Raw genomic sequence first — 20,448 nt, forward strand, 5'->3', positions numbered from 1 at the left:
CAGCCTGCCGATCACAGGTTCGCCGATCCGCGCCGCGACCTCGCGGCCACCGTCGAGATCGCTCACGAGGAGACAACCCATGAACACGCCCCGCACCGTCCTCGTCACCGGCGGCAACCGAGGCATCGGCTTCGCCATCGCCGAAGAGTTCGTCGCCCAGGGTCACCGTGTCGCCGTCACGGCCCGCAGCGGGCAGGGCCCCGAGGGCACGCTCACCGTCGTCGCCGACGTCACCGACGCCGCGTCGATCGACACGGCCTTCAGCACCGTCGAGGCCGAGCTCGGGCCGGTCGAGGTCGTCGTCGCCAACGCCGGCATCACGAAGGACGGTCTGCTCATGCGCATGACCGAGGACGACTTCACCTCGGTCGTCGACACCAACCTCGGCGGCGCCTTCCGCGTCGTCAAGCGGGCGTCCAAGGGCATGCTCAAGGCCCGCTTCGGACGCATCGTCCTCGTGTCGAGCGTCGTCGGCCTCTACGGCGGCCCGGGCCAGGCCAACTACGCAGCCTCGAAGGCGGGCCTGGTCGGCTTCGCCCGCTCGCTGACCCGCGAGCTCGGGGCCCGCGGCATCACCGCCAACGTGGTCGCCCCCGGCTTCGTCGAGACCGACATGACCGCCGTCCTGCCCGAGGCGCAGCAGGCCGAGTACAAGAAGAGCATCCCCGCCGGCCGGTACGGCACCACGGCCGAGGTCGCGAAGACGATCACGTGGCTCGCGGGCGACGACGCCGCCTACATCTCGGGGGCCGTGATCCCGGTCGACGGCGGCCTCGGCATGGGCCACTAGGTCCGACCACGCAGGAGGCGCGGGTCGTCCCCTCGAGGGACGCCCGCCTCCCGCCGCGGGTCAGCCGCGCAGCCCGAGCAGGGGCAGCAGCTGGGAGAGGTCGTTCGTCCCCACGACCACGTCGGCTCGCTCGCGGACCCGCGGCTTGGCGTTGAACGCGACCGAGAGTCCCGCGACCGCCATCATCTCGAGATCGTTGGCCCCGTCACCGACGGCGACGGTCTGCGCGAGGCCGACCCGCGCCTCCTCGGCCCATTGCCGCAGGGCGGCGGCCTTGGCGTGCGCGTCGATCACGGGGCCGTGGACCCGCCCGGTCAGCCGTCCATCCCGCACCTCGAGGCGGTTGGCCCGGCGGAAGTCGAGCCCCAGGTCGTCGGCCAGCGGGTCGAGGGTCTCGTGGAACCCGCCCGACACGACGCCGACGAGGCCACCCGCGGCGTGGACGCCGTCGAGAAGTTCACGGACGCCGCGGGTCGGCGTGAGGCGCGAACGCACCTCGGCGAAGACGGCGTCTGGCAACCCCTCGAGGGTCGCGACGCGCTCGGCGAGGCTCGTGGCGAAGTCGAGCTCACCCGCCATCGCCCGGGAGGTGACGTCCTCGACGCGCTCTCGCGAACCGGCGGCGTCGGCCAGCAGCTCGATCACCTCGTCCTCGATCAGGGTGGAGTCGACGTCGAGGACGATGAGGAAACGCGGCACGTCGACAGCCTAGGGCCGCCGACGCACCGCGTCGCTCGTGTGACCCGGGACGACTACTGGTCGACCCGGACGCCCTTGCCGACCACCGTGATGCCGGAAGGCGTGACGGTGAAGCCGCGGGCCCGGTCGGCCTCGGGATCGACGCCGACGGAGGCCCCGGCCGCGATGACGACGTCCTTGTCGAGGATCGCCCGGTTCACGACGGCGTTCGGGCCGACGTGCGCCCGCTCGAAGACCACCGAGTCGACGACCCGCGAGCCGCTGTCGAGGGTGCACCAGGGGCCCAGGACACTGCGTTCGACGTGCGCACCCGAGAGCAGCGAGCCCAGCGACACGATCGAGTCGATCGTCGTGCCGAGGTTGCCGTGGCCGTCGCGGACGAACTTCGCGGGGGGCGAGTTGAGCTGCTGGCTGAAGATCGGCCAGTCGGTGTTGTAGAGGTTGAAGATCGGCAGCGCCGAGATCAGGTCTCGGTGCGCGTCGTAGAACGAGTCGATGGTGCCGACGTCGCGCCAGTAGTAGCGGTCGCGCTCGGTCGACCCGGGCACCTCGTTGCGGTTGAGGTCGTAGACGGCCGCGTCGCCGCGGGAGACGAAGTCGGGCACGATGTCGCCGCCCATGTCGTGGTTCGAGTCGGGCTTCTCGCCGTCGCGCAGCACGGCGTCGATCAGGACGTCCGCGTCGAAGACGTAGTTGCCCATGGACGCGAGGATCTCGTCGGGGGAGTCCGGCAGGCCCGTGGCGTCCGTCGGCTTCTCGAGGAAGCGGCCGATGCGGGTCGGATCGTCGGAGTCGACCTCGATGACGCCGAACTGGTCGGCGAGGGAGATGGGCTGACGGATGGCGGCCACGGTGGCCCCGGCGCCCGAGGCGATGTGCGCCTCGATCATCTGGGAGAAGTCCATGCGGTAGACGTGGTCGGCACCCACCACCACGACGATGTCGGGTTTCTCGTCACGCAGCAGGTTGAGGCTCTGCAGGATGGCGTCGGCGCTGCCGGCGAACCAGCGCTTGCCGAGTCGCTGCTGGGCCGGGACCGAGGCGACGTACGCCCCGAGCAGGCCCTCGATGCTCCAGGTCTGCGAGACGTGGCGGTCGAGGCTGTGCGACTTGTACTGGGTCAACACGACGATCTGCCGCAGACCCGAGTTGATCAGGTTCGACAGGGCGAAGTCGATGAGACGGTAGTTGCCACCGAACGGGACAGCGGGTTTCGCGCGGTCTGCGGTCAGCGGCATCAGGCGCTTGCCCTCGCCACCAGCCAGGACGATGCCGAAGATCTTCTTTGATGCCATGGGGCCAGAATGGCACGATTCGCGGTCGCACGACTACGGTGAACCACGTGCGAGTCGATGTCATCACCAAGGAATACCCGCCCAACGTCTACGGGGGAGCGGGCGTCCACGTCGTCGAACTCGTCAAGGCCCTGCGTCAGGGCGTCGAGGTGCAGGTGCGGGCGTTCGGCGAGGTCGACCCCGAACCCGACACGACCGGATACCCCGACCTGCCCCAGCTCGACCAGGCGAACGCGACCCTGCGCACCCTCGGCGTCGACGTGACCATGGCCCAGGACGTCGCCGGAGCCGACGTCGTCCACAGCCACACCTGGTACGCGAACGCGGCCGGTCAGCTGGCGCAGATGCTGCACGGCGTCCCGCACGTGCTGACGGCCCACAGCCTCGAGCCGCTGCGTCCCTGGAAGGCCGAACAGCTCGGAGGCGGCTACCGCGTCTCGAGCTGGATCGAGCGCCAGGCCTACGAGACCGCCGATCGCGTCATCGCCGTCAGCGACGGCATGCGCCGCGACATCCTGCGCTCCTACCCGTCGATCGACGAGTCGAAGGTCCAGGTCGTCTACAACGGCATCGACCTCGACGGTTGGCAGCGCGTCGACGACGCCGAGCTGGTCCGGGGTCTGGGCATCGACCCCGACCGCCCGTCGGTCGTCTTCGTCGGTCGCATCACCCGCCAGAAGGGCCTCCCGTACCTGCTGCGCGCGGCGAAGCTGTTGCCCGCCGACGTGCAACTCGTGCTCTGCGCCGGCGCACCCGACACCCCCGAGATCATGGCCGAGGTCACGGGCCTGGTCCGCGAGCTCCAAGAGGAGCGCACCGGGGTCGTCTGGATCGACACCGTGCTGCCCCGGCACCAGCTCAGCGCCGTGCTGAGCCAGGCCACCACATTCGTCTGCCCTTCGGTCTACGAGCCCCTGGGCATCGTCAACCTCGAGGCGATGGCCTGCGGCGTGCCCGTCGTGGGCTCCGACACGGGCGGCATCCCCGAGGTCGTCGCGGACGGCCTGACCGGTCGCATCGTGCCCCTCGAGCAGGTGCAGGACGGCACCGGCACCCCGGTCGACCCCGATCGCTTCGTCGCCGACCTGGCGGCCACCCTCACCGAGGTCGTCTCCGACCCGGCCCTCGCGCGCCTCATGGGACGGGCCGGCCGCATGCGGGCCGAAGAAGAGTTCTCGTGGTCACGGATCGCCGAGCAGACCCTGGGGATCTACGAGGGCCTGCTCAACTAGGCTGAGGAGCATGCCTACCGTCCTGCAGCTGACCGATGTCTCGATCGTCCGAGGCGGCACCGCCGTCGTCGACAAGCTGACCTGGACGGTCGACTCCGACGAGCGCTGGGTCGTGCTCGGGCCCAACGGTGCCGGCAAGACCAGCCTGCTCCAGGTGGCCGCCGCGCAGAGTCATCCCTCCTCGGGCGAGGCCAGCATCCTCGGCTCCGACCTCGGCTCGGTCGACCTCTTCGACCTGCGGCCGCGCATCGGCTTCGCCTCGACGGCCATCGCCCGGCGCATCCCCGCCAAAGAGAAGGTGGTCGACGTCGTCCTGACGGCCGCCTACTCGGTCACCGGTCGCTGGAACGAAGAGTACGAGGGCGTCGACGTCCGTCGGGCGCACCGCGTGCTCGACGAGTGGAAGCTCGACCACCTCTCGGACCGCACCTTCGGCGAGCTGAGCGACGGCGAGCAGAAGCGCGTCCAGATCGCCCGCTCGGTCATGACCGACCCCGAGCTGCTGCTGCTCGACGAGCCGGCCGCGAGCCTCGACCTCGGCGCCCGCGAAGAGCTGCTGCAGATGCTGTCGGGCTACGCCTCGTCCGAGGGCGCTCCGGCCATCGTCATGGTGACCCACCACGTCGAAGAGATCCCCCGGGGCTTCACGCACGCCCTGCTGCTCGACCACGGCTCCGTCGTCGCGGCCGGTCCGCTCGACGAGGTCATCACGGCCGAGACCCTCGGCACCACCTTCGGCGTCGAACTGCGGGTCGAGTCCGACGGGGGCCGGTACTCGGCCCGCGCAGCCGGCTGACCCGCGCCTCCTACGATCCGGGCCGTCGGTCTGGTATCGTTGACAGCTGGTCCGCAGCGTCGCTGCGCGTGCCTCCTGAACTCACCATCATCACTCGTTCGCTAGACCTAGGACAATCATGAAGACCGACATCCACCCCGAGTACAAGCAGATCGTCTTCCGGGACCTCGCGTCGGGCGCCACGTTCCTCACGCGCTCCACCACGACGAGCGACAAGACCATCGAGCTCGACGGTGAGACCTACCCGGTCATCGACGTCGAGATCTCGTCCGAGTCGCACCCGTTCTACACGGGCAAGCAGCGCATCCTCGACTCGGCCGGTCGCGTCGAGAAGTTCAACTCGCGCTACAAGAACTTCGGCAAGTAGGCCTCAGCCCGCAGCCGTGTCAGAGGCGGCCCACTTCGGTGGGCCGCCTCTTTCGCGTACCCGGGCTGACACGTCTCGGGTGGGCACGACACGTCAGGTCACGTGGAGAGCACGAGACGCCCGGAAGCCCCGGGGAGGCGCGGGGCACGACTCCGCTCAGGCGAACGGCAGCGGGCGGTGCGGCCAGTCGCCGTGCGCCGTGAAGGTGGCGTCTTTCGCACGGCGCATGTACTGCTGGAAGCTCTCGGCCTGGGTCGAGCACCAGCCGACCTGGAGGTCGTGCAGCTCGGTGACGGGCACGTCGAGTCGGTCGGGGTACCGCTTCGCCATCGCCTGGGCCACGCGACCCGCGGCGATCGCGTCGGCCCCGGCGTCGTGCGCGTCGTCGAGCGACACACCGTAGACCGCGGCGGCGGCCTCGAGGGTGCGCTTGCCCTTGCGGTAGGTGTCGACGGCCTTGTCGATGACGAGGGGGTCGACGACGCAACCGATCTCGCCGACCTCGCCCAACGGCTCGACTCCGTGACGGCGGGCCTCGCGGTCGAGCAGGGTGAGGTCGTACGGTGCGTTGTAGACGACCAACGGCACGCCGCGGGCGAAGACGGCCCTGATGGCCGCGACGATCTCGGCCACGACCTCGGCGGCCGGACGCCCCTCGGCGCGGGCCCGCTCGGTGGAGATGCCGTGCACGGCGCTGGCCTGCTCGGGGATCTCGACGCCCGGGTCGGCCAGCCATTCGCCATGGGCGACGGTGGCCCCGGTGGCGTCGATCAGGCCGACGTGGGCGGTCACGATGCGGGCCGTCTCGACGTCGATGCCGGTGGTCTCGAGGTCGAAGACGCCGAGGGCCTGCCACCAGGCGGCCGGCGGCTCGCCCACGGCCGCGAGGTCGGGAGCGATGCCGGTCGTCTCGGTGTCAGTCACCCTGCGAGTTTAGGAGGCGCCACCGACAGCGGGTGCCGCCGCAGCGGGCACGTCGCCGACGTGCAGCCAGAAGAACGCCTGCGTCCCGAGGGTCAGCGTGACCTTGCCCTCGTCGTCGAAGGAGGGGAACTGCGCTCCACCGAACAGGTCGAACAACGTGCGCCCGGCGAACTGCGGGGCCACGATGTCGACCGAGGTCGGGTTGTGACCGAACGAGAACACGCAGAGGATGTCCTCGGCCGAGTCGCCGAACTGCGTCCCGGCCCCCTCGTACGAGCGGACGAACGACAGGACGGACTCCTGGTTGGTCTCGAGCACCTCGAGGGTGCCGAGGCCGAAGGTCGGGTGGGCCTTGCGCACGTGGATGACGTTGCGCACCCAGTGCAGCAGCGACCGTGACTGGGCCAGCTGGCTCTCGACGTTCACCAGGTTGTAGTTGTACACGAGCGACTGGACGACCGGCAGGAAGAGCTTGCCCGGGTCGGCGGTCGAGAAGCCGGCGTTGCGGTCGGGCGTCCACTGCATGGGCGTGCGGGACGAGTCGCGGTCCGGCAGCCAGATGTTGTCGCCCATCCCGATCTCGTCGCCGTAGTAGAGGAACGGACTGCCGGGCAGCGAGAACAGCAGCGCGTGCACGAGTTCGAGTTCGGCGCGCGAGTTGTCGAGCAGCGGGGCGAGACGGCGTCGGATGCCGATGTTGGACCGCATGCGCGGGTCGTAGGCGTACCAGCCGTACATCGCCTGCCGGTACTCCTCGCTGACCATCTCGAGGGTGAGCTCGTCGTGGTTGCGGAGGAACACCGCCCAGGCGGCGCCCGGCGGGACCTCGGTGGTCTCGGAGAGGATGCGCTTGAGCTCGTCGGCGCTCTGGGCGCGGAGCGAGTAGAAAATGCGGGGCATGACCGGGAAGTCGAAGGCCATGTGGCACTCGGGCTCGTCCTCGGTGCCGAAGAACGCCGCCGTCTCGGCCGGCCACTGGTTGGCCTCGGCGATCAGCACGCGTCCGGGGAACTCTTCGTCGACCATCGCGCGCAGGCGCTTGATCAGGTCGTGCGTGGCCGGTTCGCCCTCGCCGTTTCCCTCTTCGGTCTCGAACAGGTAGGGGATCGCGTCGAGCCGGAGGCCGTCGACGCCCATCGACAGCCAGTGACGGACGACGTCGAACACGGCCTCTTGGACGGCGGGGTTCTCGAAGTTGAGGTCGGGCTGGTGCGAGAAGAAGCGGTGGAAGAAGAACTGGCGACGCACCGGGTCGAACGTCCAGTTGGACTCTTCGGTGTCGACGAAGATGACGCGGATGTTCGAGTACTCCTCGTCGGTGTCGCGCCAGACGTAGAAGTCGCCGTAGGGACCCTCGGGGTCTTCGCGGCTCTGTTGGAACCACTCGTGCTGGTCGCTCGTGTGGTTCAGCACCATGTCGATGACGATGCGCATGTTGCGCTCGTGCGACTTGGTCACGAGGTCGCGGAACTCGTCGAGCGTGCCGAACTCGGGCAGGATCGCCTTGTAGTCCTGGATGTCGTAGCCGCCGTCGCGCAGGGGCGACTGGAAGAACGGCGGCAGCCAGAGGGCGTCGACGCCGAGCCACTGCAGGTAGTCCAGACGGGTGAGCAGACCCTGCAGGTCACCCGCACCGTCGCCGTTGCTGTCGACGAACGACCGCACCATCACCTCGTAGAACACCGCCCGGCGGTGCCAGTTGGGGTCGAGGGTCAGTCCGGGCTGCTGGATCGGGGCAGTGAAGCTCACCCGCCCACCCTACGGGGGCGCGCCCCGGGGCGCGCACTCCGCCCAGCGCGTCGCTCGTAGACTCGGCCCGTGATCGTCCGACCCCCGCGCGTGAAGTCGCCGTACCGTGCCCGCCTCGACGCCCGACCGGTGCGCGACGACGCCGTCGAGGTCGCCGGCAGCCTCACCCGCTACTGGACGTACGAACCGCCCGAGGGGCAGGAGGCGCGGGTCACCGTCGTCGCGGTGCACGGCTTCCGGGGCGACCACCACGGTCTCGAACCCGTCGTGGCGCACCTCGACCACGTGCGGGTGGTCATGCCCGACCTGCCGGGCTTCGGCGAGTCGACCCCGTTGGACGGAGAGCACAGCGTCGCGGCGTACGCGCGCTGGCTGACCGCGTTCGTGGCGACCCTCTCGCTCGGTGACGACGTCGTGGTGCTGGGGCACTCGTTCGGCTCGATCGTCACGTCGGCCGCGGTGGCCGACGGACTCCGCGCCTCCCGGTTGATCCTGGTCAACCCGATCGCCGCCCCCGCCCTGCAGGGCCCCCGTGGCGTGGTGACGCGCCTGGCCGTCTTCTACTACCGGGCCGGCGCCACCCTGCCCGAGCGCGCCGGACAGCAGCTGCTGCAGAACGCCGCCGTCACGCGGATCACGAGCCTCGCGATGGTCAAGACGCACGACCGGGCCCTGCGCCGGTGGATCCACGACCAGCACGACAGCTTCTTCTCGCGGTTCTCGGACCGTCGCGTGGTGCTCGACGCGTTCCGCGCCTCGGTCTCGAGCGACGTGAGCACGTACGCCGCCCGCGTCACCGTGCCCACGCTGCTGATCGCCGCCGACCGCGACGACATCACGGCCCTGCCGGCGCAGCACCGGTTGCAGGCGCTCTTCCCCGACGCGACGCTCGACGTGATCGAGGGGGTCGGCCACCTGATCCACTACGAGAAGCCGCGACAGGCCGCCGCCGCGATCGAGGCGTTCGTCCGATGAGGGTCGTCGTCGACTGCCGGTACGTCCGCGTCGGACGCCACGACGGCATCAGTCGGTTCAGCGCCGGCGTCGTGTCGGCCCTGGCCGAGCGCCACGAGGTGACGATGCTCGTCAGCGACCCACGCCAGCTCGACAAGCTGCCCGACCAGCCTCACCTGCTCGTCAGCTCGCCCACGAGCGTCCTCGAGCCCCTCGTCGCCCGGCAGGTGAACCGGCTGCGCCCCGACGTCGTCTGGTCGCCCATGCAGACCATGGGGTCGGCCGGGCGCCGGTACCCGCTCGTGCTGACCCTGCACGACCTGATCTACTACACGAACCGCACGCCACCACCCGAGTTCGCCCTGCCGATCAAGCTGCTGTGGCGGCTGTACCACCTGGCCTGGTGGCCCCAGAGGGTGCTGCTGAACCGGGCCGACGCGGTCGTCACGGTGAGCCGTACGACACGTGACGAGATGCGTCGCCACCGGCTGACCCGGCGTCCCGTGACGGTGGTGTACAACGCCGCCGATCCGGTCGACGCGGTCGAGCCGCGCACCGCACCCGCGCGGCGCGACCTCGTCTACATGGGGTCGTTCATGCCGTACAAGAACGTGACCGCGCTGGCCAGGGCACTGCCGTTGCTCGACGGGTACCGGCTGCACCTGATGAGCCGGGTGTCCGAGGCCGAGCGCGCCTCCTTGACGGCCCTGGCGCCCGCCGGGTCGCTGGTGTTCCACGACGGGGCGAGCGACGACGAGTACCGCGAGACCCTGCTCGGTGCGACCGCCGTCGTGACGGCGTCGCGCGCCGAGGGGTTCGGCATCCCGCTCGTCGAGGGCATGGCGCTCGGCACGCCGGCCGTGGTCAGCGACATCCCGATCTTCCGTGAGATCGGTGGCGACGCGGCGCTCTACTTCGACCCGTCGTCGCCGGCGTCGATCGCCGCCGCCGTCCGCCGGCTCGAGGGCGAGTGGGAGGCGCGCTCGGCCGCGTCGATCGACCAGGCCGCCCGGTTCAGCTGGCGCGACTCGGCCGACGTGCTGCTGCGCCTGCTGGCCGACGTGGCCGCGACGGGCAGCCACCGGCGTCGGCGCTCGGGACGCTGACCCGCGGGACGCCGGCCCCCGGGACACCGGCCCACGGGGCACCGGCCGGACGGGCGCCCTGGCCGGATCGGCGCTCAGGCCGGGCGGGTGCTCAGGCCGGATCGGCGTCGTCGCGCTCGAGGGCGTTCTGGTACTCGAAGGCGTAGGTGCCGGGCCGTTCGGACTCGACCTCGATCGGGTCGTCGAACTCCCGCAGCGTCAGGGCGTCGCCCGCGAACTCGAACGAGTGGATCGACCCGTTGCGGATGGGCACGCCGAGGTGCGCGTCGGTGTCGGGCGAGACGTGGTTGACCACCGCCCGGATGACCGCGCCGTGCGTCGCGACGACCACCGACGCGCCGTCGCCGTACCGGGCGGCGATCGCGGCGAGGGCGGGCAGGACCCGCGCGACGAGGGCCCCGCGGCTCTCGCGACCGGGCACCGGGGTGCCCGTGGGGAACCGTGCCTCGACCTGCTCGCCGGTCAGGCCCTCGGCGTCGCCGTAGCGGCGCTCGGCGACCTCGGGGACGAGCTCGGGCGCGCCCAGGCCCAGGCGCTCGGCGATGATCGAGCCGGTCTCGGCCGCCCGCGAGAGGGGGCTGGCGACGACGGCGTCGAACCGGCGGCGGGCGAGCAGGTCGCCAGTTTCTCGGGCCTGCGAGCGACCGAGGTCGTTCAGGGGGATGTCGGTGGAGCCCTGGATGCGTCGGGCGCGGTTCCAGTCGGTCTCGCCGTGGCGGACCAGGTACAAGAGCGTCATCGTTCCTCCGGTGGGCACGGCCCCGGAGGTCACGCGCCCAGGTGCTCGGCCAGGGCCGCCAGGGTCTCCGACGTGCCGGCGTCCAGCTTAACGGTGGCCCGCGAGTCGCCCTTGGTGACGCCCCGGTTCAGGACGACCACGGGCAGTTTGCGGCGCGTGGCCTGGTCGAGCAGGCGGATGCCGCTGTTGACGACGAGCGACGAGCCGGCGACGAGCAGCGCCTCGGCACTGACGACCATCGACCGCGCCTCGGCGAACCGCTCGGTGGGCACGAACTCGCCGAAGAACACGACGTCGGGCTTGAGCAGGCCGCCGCACACCGTGCAGGTCGGCACGACGAAGGCGTCGATGTCGTGCACCTCGACGTCGCCGTCCGGGGCGAGTCGCACCTGGTCGGGCTCGTCGATCCACGGGTTCTCGGCCGCCAGGCGCGCCGCGACCATGTCGCGGGCGAACGCCTGGCCGCAGGTGAGGCAGACCACGCGGTCGACGGTGCCGTGCAGGTCGACCACCCGGCGCGACCCGGCGCGGACGTGCAGGTTGTCCACGTTCTGGGTGATCACGCCGTTCGTCACGCCGGCGGCCTCGAGACGGGCCAGCGCCCGGTGCCCCTCGTTCGGCCCGGCGGCACGGAAGGACTTCCAGCCGAGGTGGCTGCCGGCCCAGTAGCGCTTGCGGTAGCCCTCGCTCGAGAGGAACTGCTGGAAGGTCATCGGGTTGCGCGGGGGAGCACCCTCGCCCCGGTAGTCGGGGATGCCCGAGTCGGTGCTGACCCCGGCCCCGGTGAGCACGGCCACGCGACGCCCGCGGAGGGCCTCGACCGCGGCCTCGAGGGCCTGCTCGTCGGTGGGGACCGCGGGGGCGTTCGACACGGGTGGGGCTCCTTCGGGTGCGGTGACGCTAGCCTAAACGCGTCCCCCTCCGAATCGATTCCAGCGGTCGCCCGTCCGCCGGGGCCGTCCCCCGTGGAGCACCGTGCACGTCACCCGCATCACCGACCTCGACCACGAGGCCCTCGCCGACTACAACCGGTTGACCGACGTCGCCCTGCGGCGCGTGTCCGAGCCCGAGGGCGGGCTCTACATCGCCGAGTCGACCAAGGTCATCGAGCGGGCGTTGCGGGCGGGCCACGTGCCCCGGTCGGTGCTGATGACCGACCGCTGGCTGCCCGACATCGAGCCCCTGGTGGCCGACCACGAGGGCGAGATCTTCGTCGGCGACGCGGCCCTGCTCGAGACCCTCACCGGCTACCACCTGCACCGTGGGGCCCTCGCCGCCATGCACCGTCCCGAGCTGCCCTCGGTCGAGTCGGTGCTCGACGGCGCCCGGCGAGTCGTCGTGCTCGAGGACATCGTCGACCACACGAACGTGGGCGCCATCTTCCGGGCCGTCGCGGGCCTGGGGGCGGACGCCGTGCTGATCACCCCGCGCTGCGCCGACCCGCTGTACCGTCGCAGCGTCCGCGTCAGCATGGGCACCGTCCTGCAGGTGCCGTGGACGCGCCTCCCCGAGTGGCCGGCCGGTGCCGGGCTGCTGCGCGAGGCAGGGTTCGAGGTGGCCGCCCTGGCGCTGAGCGACGACGCGGTGACCCTCGACGCCTATGCGGCCGCGCCTCCGGACCGCGTCGCCCTGCTGCTCGGCACCGAGGGCGACGGGCTCAGCCGTGCCGCCCTGCAGGCCGCCGACACCGTCGTCACCATCCCGATGCTGCACGGCGTTGACAGCCTGAACGTGGCCGCCGCCTCGGCCGTGGCCCTCTGGGCCCTCCGCGTGCCGACGGGTGGGTCGGAGGCGGTCGCGTGACCGGCGTCGACGGGCGTCGTCGCCCGGGCGTCGTCCGGAGGCGCGTGGGAGTGGTCGCGCTGCTCGCCCTGGTCGTCGCCGTCGGCGGGTACGTCCCCCTCGCGCTGCTCAGCCCGTTGGCGCCCGCGGCCGCGGACGTCGCCGCCTACACCGCGCCGGCCGAGGCGAGCCCCGACCTGACCTTCCCCGCGTACGGCGCGACGGCGGTCGAGGCGATCGGCTGGGACGACAGCCTGACGACGAGCGGCGACGAACGACCCCGCCCCATCGCGAGCATCAGCAAGGTGGTCACGGCCCTCGTCGTCCTCGACGAGAAGCCGCTCGACGGAGGCGACGGTCCGACCCTGACCTTCGGCCCCGCCGAGGCGGCCCTGGTCGACGCGTACCGGGCGCAGAACGGCAAGGTGGCGCCGATGGCGGCCGGTCAGGCCCTCACCGAACGACAGGTCCTCGAGGTGATGCTGATCGAGTCGGCCAACAACTACGCCGAGGTGCTGGCCCGGTGGGCGTTCGGCAGCGACCAGGCGTTCGTCGACGCCGCGGCGGCCTGGCTCGCCGACCACGGCCTCACCTCGACGACGCTCGTCGAGCCGACCGGGCTGTCACCCCAGAACACGAGCACCTCGACCGACCTGATCGCACTCGGCCGGCTGGCCCTGGCCGACCCCGACGTCGCCCGCACGGTCGGCACGACGACGACGACCGTGCCCGGCATCGGCGAGATCAGCAACAGCAACGAACTGCTCGGGCTGGACGGCGTCGTCGGCATCAAGACGGGCACCCTCGACGAGGCCGGGGCCTGCCTGTTGTTCGCGGCCGACTACACCGTCGGGGGTCAAGAGGTCACGGTCGTGGGCGCCATGCTCGGTGGAGTGGACCACGACCAGCTGGACCGTGACGTCCAGGCCCTGCTCGCCAGCGTCGCCGATCGTTTCCGGACCGTCACGCTGACCACCCGCGGCGACGCCTTCGCCGACTACGACCTGCCCTGGGGCGACGCCGCCCGCGCGGTCGCCGCGGAGGACGCCAGCGTGCTCGTTTGGGGCGACGAGACCGTCGAGGCCTCGGTCGAGACCGACGACGTGGGGGCGGCCCCGGCCGGCACCCACGTCGGTGACGTCACCTTCACCGTCGACGGAGAACGGCACGTCGTCCCCCTCGAGCTCGACTCGACCATCGGCGAGCCCGGGGCGTGGTGGCGGCTCACGCATCCCGACGAGGTGCTCTGAGCCGACCGATCAGGCGTCGTCGCGGTAGACCATCGTGACGGCGTCCGGCCGCTTTGCCTGGATGAAGTCGCCCGACGACTGGTGCCGGATGCGGCGCACGACCCAGGGCACGAGGTACTCGCGGGCCCAGCCCATGTCGTCGGCCCGGGCGCTGCGCCACGGTCGACGCTCGAGCGGCTCGGGCGCGAAGGGGGCGAGGTCGTTCTCGACCGCGAGGGCCTGCAGGACCATCCGCGCGATCGTGTGGTGGCCGAGAGGGCTGAAGTGCAGCCGGTCGGGTGCCCACATCCGTGGATCGACGAGCTGACGCAACGCCCACATGTCCGCCACCACGGCGTCGTGCCGCAGCGCGATGGCGTGGACGTGCTCGTTGTAGATCGCCACCTTGCCGCGGAGGCGACCGAGGACGGGGGTGAGGCCGATGTCCGGCCCGGTGAAGACCACGACCGTGGCGCCGTCGGATCGCAGCCGTTCGACGAGCCCCTCGAAGCGTGCGGCGACCTCGTCCGGGTCGGTGCCGGGCCGGATGATGTCGTTGCCCCCGGCCGAGACCGAGATGAGGTCGGGTCGCAGGGCGAGCGCGGCCTCGGACTGCTCGTCGTCGATCTGCTTCAGCAGCCGTCCCCGGACGGCGAGGTTCGCGTAGGCGAAGTCCTCGGTCGAGGAGCCGAGCACCTCGGCGACGCGGTCGGCCCACCCCCGGTGGCCCCCGGGGGAGCGCTCCTCGGGGTCACCGATCCCCTCGGTGAACGAGTCGCCGAGGGCGACGTAACGGGACCACGGGTGTTGCTGACTCATGTGACCAAACTACTCTCGACGCGTGCCCGCACCGAAGCCCGCCTCCGCGTCCGACCCGACCCGCGCCTCCTGGTCGCCCGACGAGCTGCTGCCCGACGGGCTGCTCGAACGCTTCCGGGGGCGGGCCGCGGGCCACGACCGCGAGAACACGTTCCCCCACGACGACCTCGCCGAGCTGCGCGAACGCGGCTACCTGCGGGCCTTCGTCCCGACCGACCGAGGAGGCGCGGGTCTCGGACTCGAGCAGGTCGCGTCCCTGCAGTCGCGCCTCGCGACCGCGGCCCCGGCGACCGCGCTGGCGGTCAACATGCACCTGGTCTGGACCGGGTGCGCGGCCGTGCTGCAGGCCCGGGGCGACGACTCGCTGGACCTCGTCCTGGAGGACGCCGCGCACGACGAGGTCTTCGCCTTCGGGGTGAGCGAGCCCGGCAACGACCTCGTCCTGTCCGACTCGACGACCTCGGCCGAGCCCACGGGCGACGGCGGCTTCCGGTTCACGGGCACGAAGGTCTCCACGTCGCTCTCGCCGGTCTGGACGCGCCTCGGGGTCTTCGGACGGGACGACTCCGACCGAGACGCGCCGACCCTGGTCCACGGGTTCGTGCACCGCGACCAGCCGGGCCATGCCTCACTCGGGGACTGGGACACGATCGGCATGCGGGCGACACAGAGCCACACGACCCGGCTCACCGGGGTCGAGGTGCCCGCCTCGCGCATCGTCCGTCGAATGCCCGTGGGCCCGAGCGCCGACCCGTTCCTCTTCGCCGTCTTCGCCGTGTTCGAGACGACCGTCGCCGCCGTGTACCGGGGCATCGCCCGCCGGGCCCTCGAGCTCGCCGTCGAGTCGGCCCTCGGGACGTCCTCGCGTCGCGCCGGGGGAGCGGCCCGCGCGCTCGACCCGGTCGTCCGGTGGCGCGTCGCCGACGCCGGGCTGGCGGTCGACGGGCTCGAACCCCAGGTGGACCAGGTCGCCCGGGACGTCGACGCGCTCGTCGACCACGGGGCGGACTGGCCGAGGCTCGTGGTCGGACTGAAGACGCGCGCGACCGAGACGGCCCGCGCGGTGGTCGAGCAGGCGGTCACGGTCGCCGGGGGCTCGTCGTACCGGTCGTCCTCCGAACTCGGACGCCTGCAACGCGACGTCCTCGCCGGCCGCTTCCACCCCTCGAGCACCGACTCGGCGCACGCCACGATCGCCGCCGCGCTGCTCGGACCGGGGGCCTGACGGGCTCGTGCCCGAGGCCGACCCGGGGTCGGCGCCCGGGCGCCCCAGGGACCCTCGGCCCCGGGCGGCTCCGGGGGCCGCGGCCCGGGCGACGCCGATGTCGGTGGCGCGTGTGAGGATGCTCCGGTGAGCAAACAAGACGGCAGCGGGCGGCTCGTCACCACGGTGCCGACCGACGACGCGACCGCGCCGATCTTCCACGTCGACATGGACGCCTTCTTCGCCTCCGTCGAACTGCTCGACCACCCCGAGTTGCGGGGTCGACCCGTCGTCATCGGGCACCGCTCCGACCGATCGGTCGTCACGGCCGCCACCTACGAGGCACGCAAGTACGGGGTCAACTCGGCGATGCCCATGGCCATCGCGTTGCGTCGCTGCCCGCAGGCGATCGTCCTCGAACCGCACTTCGAGAAGTACCAGCACTGGTCCTCGCGCGTCATGTCGATGTTCGACGACGTCACGCCGCTGGTCGAGCGCCTCGGCATCGACGAGGCGTTCCTCGACGTCAGCGGGTCGATCCGCCTCATGGGCTCCCCGTTCGAGATCGCGACGGCGCTGCGTCGACGGGTGCACGCCGAGACCGGCCTGCACTGCAGCATCGGTGCCGCGTCGACCAAGTTCGTCGCCAAGCTCGCCTCGAGCGTCGCCAAACCCGACGGGCTCCTGCTCGTGCCGCACCGCCACACCCTGGCCTTCCTGCATCCTCGGCCGATCAGCGCCCTCTGGGGCGTGGGCGGCAAGACCGAGCAGGTGCTGCTCGACCGCGGCCTGCGAACGGTCGGCGACGTCGCCGCCGCCCCCCTCGACATGCTCGTCCACGCGGTCGGGCCGGCGGCGGGCGCGAAGCTGCACGACCTGGCGTGGGGCCGCGACCCGCGCAGCGTCCACACCGAGACGGCCGAGAAGAGCGTCGGCAACGAGAACACCTTCGGCACCGACGTCGTCGACCCGGTCGTCGTCCGTCGCGAACTCCTCCGCCTGAGCGACAAGGTCGGCACCCGCCTGCGGGCCGCCGGCATGAGCGGTCGCACGGTCGTGCTCAAGCTGAGGACGACCGACTTCGTGACCATCACACGATCACGCACGCTCGCCGATCCGACCGACCTCGGTCGCCGCATCTACGACGAGGTCGTCTCCCTGTACGAGGCCACGGGCAAGCAGCACGAACGCATAAGGCTGGTCGGCGTGCGCGTCGAACAGCTCAGCGAGGGGACGGGCGGCGACTCGCTCGGCCTGTGGGACGACGACGCCGACTGGCGCGAGGCGGAGTCGACCATGGACGCCCTCCGGGCCAAGTTCGGGACGGCCATGTTGACGCCGGCCTCGCTGCTCGGCGCCTCGCGACGTCGGCCCGGCGCCTCCGGTCGGGACGCGGGCGCCGCGTCCGTGGACGACTCCGGTCGAGGGTAAACTCGGTTCGAGTGAGCACCGCCAACGCATCCGACCCCGCCGGGGGTGAGCAGCACCTCGACGGCACGTCGTCCGATCCGCTCGACGTCGGCGTCTCGGCAGGCAACTCGGCCGCCGAACACCTCTCGCCCGCGTTCCCCGAGCGGGCCGCCTGGGGCACCGCCAGCAAGTTGCGCGCCTGGCAGGCGGAGGCTCTCGAGCTCTACTTCTCGACGATGCCGAGGGACTTCCTCGCGGCGGCCACGCCGGGCGCCGGCAAGACGACCTTCGCCCTCCGCCTCGCCACCGAGCTCCTGTCCCGCGGCGAGGTCGACCGCGTGGTCGTCGTCGCCCCCACCGAGCACCTCAAGCGCCAGTGGGCGGACGCCGCCGACCGGGTCAACCTCCGCCTCGACCCGATGTTCAAGAACGCCGACGGCACCTTCGGGCGGCACTACCACGGCATCGCCGTCACCTACGCCCAGGTCGGCATGAAGCCCGAGGTGCACAAGGCCATCACGACGGCCGGACGCACCCTCGTGATCCTCGACGAGGTGCACCACGGCGGCGACGCGCTGAGCTGGGGCGACGGCATCCGCGAGGCCTACACCGGCGCGACCCGCCGCCTCTCGTTGACGGGCACCCCGTTCCGGTCCGACACGGCCCCGATCCCGTTCGTGCAGTACGCCCCCGACGAGCACGGCATCCGCACCTCGAGGGCCGACTACTCGTACGGCTACGGTCGCGCTCTCGCCGACGGCGTCGTGCGTCCCGTGCTCTTCATGGCGTACGCCGGGCAGATGCGCTGGCGCACCCGGATGGGCGACGAGATGAGCGCGTCCCTCGGCGAAGCCGTGACGAAGGACATCACGGCCCAGGCCTGGCGCACGGCGCTGTCACCCCAAGGCGACTGGATTCCGGCCGTCCTCTCGGCGGCCGACAAGCGCCTCACCGAGGTGCGCCGGGGCGTTCCCGACGCCGGGGGTCTCGTCATCGCCACCGACCACACCGCGGCCCGGCAGTACGCGGCCGTGCTGCAGAAGCTCACGGGCGAACGCCCGACCGTCGTGCTGAGCGACGAGAAGGCCGCCTCCGACCGCATCCAGGCCTTCTCCGACGGTGACAGCCGCTGGATGGTCGCCGTCCGCATGGTGTCCGAAGGCGTCGACGTCCCGCGCCTCGCCGTCGGCGTGTACGCCACCTCGGCCTCGACGCCGCTCTTCTTCGCCCAGGTGGTCGGCCGGTTCGTCCGGGCCCGGCGGCGGGGTGAGACCGCGTCGATCTTCCTGCCGAGCGTGCCCAGCCTGATGGCCCTGGCCAACCAGCTCGAGCTGCAACGCGACCACGCGCTCGACCGGCCCACCGACTCCGACGACGGCTTGTTCGCGCCCGAAGAAGACATGATGGCCGCGGCCAACCGTGACGAGAAGGCGTCGAGCCTGCTCGAGCAGCAACCGTTCGAGGCCCTCGACTCGCAGGCCTCGTTCGACCGGGTGCTCTACGACGGCGGCGAGTTCGGCACCGGAGGCGAGATCGGCAGCCTCGAAGAACTCGACTTCATCGGCATCCCCGGTCTGCTCGAGCCCGACCAGGTACGTGACCTGCTGCGACAGCGCCAGGCCACCCAGGCCCGACGCGCTCCCAAGACCGGGCTGCCCACGACGGCTCCGGTCGACGAGGCCCGGCCGCTGTACCAGACCATCAAAGAGCAGCGCCAGGAGCTCAGCCGCCTGGTGTCGATCTGGTCGCGTCACTCGAACGAGCCGCACGGGCTGATCCACGCCGACCTGAGGCGCATCAGCGGGGGTCCGTCGGTCGCCCAGGCCAGCACCGAGCAGATCCAGAAACGCATCGACGTGCTGCGCGGTCGCCTGGGCCAGCGCGCCTGACCCGGGTACGATCGGTCGATGCTCGACGAGAATGTCCCCGATCGGTGGACCGTGCGCGCCGACCCCGAGGCGGCACCCGAGGCGGTCGTCGAGCGCTTCGGCGGCGGGTACCGGCTGAGCCGGTGGAGTCCGACCGACGCCGAGCCGGCCCGGCTGGGCGTCTACACGTCCCCGGAACTCGCCGAGACCGCCTGGTGGCGACTCGTCGACCGCGAGCAGGGTCAGGGCAGGCGCACGATGTCGACCAGGCGGACGGGGCTCGAGGACGCCTGAGGGACGCCGCCCCGGGCCACGCGACCGTCGGCGCCGCTGATCGGGTCGAGCACCGACACGCCGTCGTCGCCGCACAGCAGCACCGGTCGGACCTCGAACGGTCGTCCTCGGCCGAGCGCCCGGAGCCCCTGGGCCCACCGACGGTCCGAGGGACGGGACGTCGCGGCCCCGACCCTCTCGAGGACGAACGCCACGGTCCCCGCGCCGAACTCCGTGGCGACGGCCGCCAGGGCGTCACCGTAGTGGTCCAGGGCGGAGGTGTCGGGCACCTCGGGGATGCCCTCGAGCGGAACCATGAGGGGCAGGGGGACGTCGTCGTCGTCGAAGAACAACGTCCAGAGCTGACGACGCACCGCCACGGGGACGATGGCCTCGACGTGTCGGACGAGGTCGCGGACGTCGCGCACGGGCGCGTGCGGATCGGCGACCCCTGCCGGGTCGGACGCGTCGCGGGGCCCGACCGGATCGGCGGGAGGGCGGTCGAGGGTGGTGTCGAGGACCGAGGTGAGTGTCATGGGTCGAGCATCTCGGGCCGCCACCACGCCCGGGGGGTTCTCCCCAGCCGCACCCGTCGACGACGGTCGACGCCGGGCTGGGGAGGACCGGTCAGCCCTGGAGTCGGACGGAGTCGCCGACGGCGACCGGTTCGGCTCCGTGGGCCGGTGCGCCGGAGAGTGCCCGGAGCGCCCGGCGGAGGACCGTGCTGGACGTGCTCATCGTGTACGGGAAGTAGACGACCTCGACCCCGACCGCGCCGAACTCCCGTTCGAGGCGAAGGCCCTTCTCGGTGCCCCGCCAGTCGTCGCCCTTGAAGAACACGTCGAAGCGCAGCTCGCGCCAGACGTCCATCTTGTCGGGCACGGTCTCGGCGTGGACGCCGTCCACGACGTCGATGTGACGGACGATCTCGAGTCGTTCGGCGAGGGGGACGACGGGCGAGATCCCCTTCGTGACCCGGAGCATCTCGTCGGACACGACCCCGGCGATGAGGTGGTCGCACTGCGCGGACGCGTGCCGCAGCAGGTTGAGGTGGCCGATGTGGAACAGGTCGAAGGCGCCGGCCGCGTAGCCGACCCGGCCCGCGCCTCCTCGTCCGCTCCCGACCTCGACGGGGTCGAGGGCGAGGCCGGTGGCGGGGGTGGGGATGACGTCCACGGGTGTGGTCCTCTCGTCGGGGTGCTGCTCGGGGGT

The 20,448-nt window shown here is 71.7% G+C and carries 21 protein-coding genes; 12 read left to right on the top strand and 9 right to left on the bottom strand.

Annotation, left to right across the window (positions count from 1 at the left end):
* Positions 1-79: 79 nt before the first annotated feature.
* Positions 80-790, top strand: a complete 711-nt coding sequence (fabG, locus tag ASG28_RS05430; RefSeq protein ID WP_055972832.1) for a 3-oxoacyl-ACP reductase FabG — start codon at positions 80-82, stop codon at positions 788-790.
* 60 nt (positions 791-850) lie between these two features.
* Here fabG and serB read toward each other — a convergent pair whose 3' ends face one another.
* Together serB and ASG28_RS05440 are read right to left on the bottom strand one after the other, a co-directional pair.
* On the bottom strand, positions 851-1,489 hold the full coding sequence (serB, locus tag ASG28_RS05435) for a phosphoserine phosphatase SerB (protein ID WP_055972835.1): 639 nt from the start codon (positions 1,487-1,489) through the stop codon (positions 851-853).
* A 53-nt stretch (positions 1,490-1,542) separates the two neighbouring features.
* Entirely contained in the window at positions 1,543-2,784 is a 1,242-nt protein-coding gene (locus tag ASG28_RS05440; RefSeq protein ID WP_055972838.1) for a glucose-1-phosphate adenylyltransferase, read from the bottom strand.
* A 47-nt stretch (positions 2,785-2,831) separates the two neighbouring features.
* On the opposite strand from ASG28_RS05440, the gene glgA reads away from it, so the two are divergent.
* From glgA to ASG28_RS05455, 3 genes are all read left to right on the top strand, one after another.
* Positions 2,832-4,016, top strand: a complete 1,185-nt coding sequence (gene glgA, locus ASG28_RS05445) for a glycogen synthase (protein WP_055976975.1) — start codon at positions 2,832-2,834, stop codon at positions 4,014-4,016.
* Positions 4,017-4,026: 10 nt separating this feature from the next.
* Positions 4,027-4,812, top strand: a complete 786-nt coding sequence (locus tag ASG28_RS05450; protein ID WP_055972841.1) for an ABC transporter ATP-binding protein — start codon at positions 4,027-4,029, stop codon at positions 4,810-4,812.
* A 118-nt stretch (positions 4,813-4,930) separates the two neighbouring features.
* Positions 4,931-5,179 (top strand): type B 50S ribosomal protein L31, encoded by a 249-nt coding sequence (locus tag ASG28_RS05455; protein ID WP_043594989.1) that lies wholly within the window; start codon positions 4,931-4,933, stop codon positions 5,177-5,179.
* A 156-nt stretch (positions 5,180-5,335) separates the two neighbouring features.
* Here the strand turns inward: ASG28_RS05455 and ASG28_RS05460 are convergent, their stop codons facing one another.
* Together ASG28_RS05460 and treS are read right to left on the bottom strand one after the other, a co-directional pair.
* The gene (locus ASG28_RS05460; RefSeq protein ID WP_055976978.1) at positions 5,336-6,058 is read right to left on the bottom strand and encodes a 3'-5' exonuclease; all 723 of its coding nucleotides are present in this window, start codon (positions 6,056-6,058) and stop codon (positions 5,336-5,338) included.
* Positions 6,059-6,112: 54 nt separating this feature from the next.
* Positions 6,113-7,852 carry a maltose alpha-D-glucosyltransferase gene (treS, locus tag ASG28_RS05465; protein ID WP_055972844.1) on the bottom strand — a complete coding sequence of 580 codons (1,740 nt, stop codon included), beginning with the start codon at positions 7,850-7,852 and terminating at the stop codon, positions 6,113-6,115.
* Positions 7,853-7,921: 69 nt separating this feature from the next.
* Between treS and ASG28_RS05470 the strand changes: the two genes are divergently transcribed.
* Positions 7,922-8,827 (top strand): alpha/beta fold hydrolase, encoded by a 906-nt coding sequence (locus tag ASG28_RS05470; protein WP_235477572.1) that lies wholly within the window; start codon positions 7,922-7,924, stop codon positions 8,825-8,827.
* Positions 8,824-9,912 (top strand): glycosyltransferase family 4 protein, encoded by a 1,089-nt coding sequence (locus ASG28_RS05475; RefSeq protein ID WP_055972849.1) that lies wholly within the window; start codon positions 8,824-8,826, stop codon positions 9,910-9,912. Before ASG28_RS05470 ends, ASG28_RS05475 begins: the two co-directional genes overlap by 4 nt.
* Before the next feature lie 91 nt (positions 9,913-10,003).
* Here ASG28_RS05475 and ASG28_RS05480 read toward each other — a convergent pair whose 3' ends face one another.
* Entirely contained in the window at positions 10,004-10,651 is a 648-nt protein-coding gene (locus tag ASG28_RS05480) for a histidine phosphatase family protein (RefSeq protein ID WP_055976981.1), read from the bottom strand.
* A gap of 29 nt (positions 10,652-10,680) precedes the next feature.
* A complete protein-coding gene (locus tag ASG28_RS05485; RefSeq protein ID WP_055972852.1) occupies positions 10,681-11,523 on the bottom strand; it encodes an NAD-dependent protein deacetylase in 843 nt (280 codons plus the stop codon).
* A 103-nt stretch (positions 11,524-11,626) separates the two neighbouring features.
* Between ASG28_RS05485 and ASG28_RS05490 the strand changes: the two genes are divergently transcribed.
* Positions 11,627-12,454 (top strand): TrmH family RNA methyltransferase, encoded by an 828-nt coding sequence (locus ASG28_RS05490; RefSeq protein WP_055972855.1) that lies wholly within the window; start codon positions 11,627-11,629, stop codon positions 12,452-12,454.
* A complete protein-coding gene (locus ASG28_RS05495) occupies positions 12,451-13,683 on the top strand; it encodes a D-alanyl-D-alanine carboxypeptidase family protein (protein ID WP_157485648.1) in 1,233 nt (410 codons plus the stop codon). Before ASG28_RS05490 ends, ASG28_RS05495 begins: the two co-directional genes overlap by 4 nt.
* Positions 13,684-13,692: 9 nt before the next feature.
* Here the strand turns inward: ASG28_RS05495 and ASG28_RS05500 are convergent, their stop codons facing one another.
* Positions 13,693-14,481 carry an SGNH/GDSL hydrolase family protein gene (locus ASG28_RS05500; RefSeq protein WP_055972861.1) on the bottom strand — a complete coding sequence of 263 codons (789 nt, stop codon included), beginning with the start codon at positions 14,479-14,481 and terminating at the stop codon, positions 13,693-13,695.
* Positions 14,482-14,503: 22 nt separating this feature from the next.
* On the opposite strand from ASG28_RS05500, the gene ASG28_RS05505 reads away from it, so the two are divergent.
* The 4 genes from ASG28_RS05505 to ASG28_RS05520 all read left to right on the top strand — a co-directional run bounded on the left by ASG28_RS05505 (position 14,504) and on the right by ASG28_RS05520 (position 19,257).
* Entirely contained in the window at positions 14,504-15,706 is a 1,203-nt protein-coding gene (locus tag ASG28_RS05505; protein WP_055972864.1) for an acyl-CoA dehydrogenase family protein, read from the top strand.
* 126 nt (positions 15,707-15,832) lie between these two features.
* Positions 15,833-17,116 carry a DNA polymerase IV gene (gene dinB, locus ASG28_RS05510; RefSeq protein ID WP_055972867.1) on the top strand — a complete coding sequence of 428 codons (1,284 nt, stop codon included), beginning with the start codon at positions 15,833-15,835 and terminating at the stop codon, positions 17,114-17,116.
* An 11-nt stretch (positions 17,117-17,127) separates the two neighbouring features.
* A complete protein-coding gene (locus ASG28_RS05515; protein ID WP_055972870.1) occupies positions 17,128-18,984 on the top strand; it encodes a DEAD/DEAH box helicase in 1,857 nt (618 codons plus the stop codon).
* 18 nt (positions 18,985-19,002) lie between these two features.
* A complete protein-coding gene (locus ASG28_RS05520) occupies positions 19,003-19,257 on the top strand; it encodes a hypothetical protein (protein ID WP_043594977.1) in 255 nt (84 codons plus the stop codon).
* Here ASG28_RS05520 and ASG28_RS05525 read toward each other — a convergent pair.
* On the bottom strand, positions 19,206-19,772 hold the full coding sequence (locus ASG28_RS05525) for a hypothetical protein (RefSeq protein WP_055972873.1): 567 nt from the start codon (positions 19,770-19,772) through the stop codon (positions 19,206-19,208). The genes ASG28_RS05520 and ASG28_RS05525 overlap by 52 nt on opposite strands.
* 91 nt (positions 19,773-19,863) lie before the next feature.
* Entirely contained in the window at positions 19,864-20,412 is a 549-nt protein-coding gene (locus ASG28_RS05530; RefSeq protein WP_255351260.1) for an adenylyltransferase/cytidyltransferase family protein, read from the bottom strand.
* Positions 20,413-20,448: the final 36 nt, after the last annotated feature.

Origin of the sequence: Frigoribacterium sp. Leaf415 (genome assembly GCF_001424645.1) — a bacterium.
Taxonomy (GTDB): domain Bacteria; phylum Actinomycetota; class Actinomycetes; order Actinomycetales; family Microbacteriaceae; genus Frigoribacterium.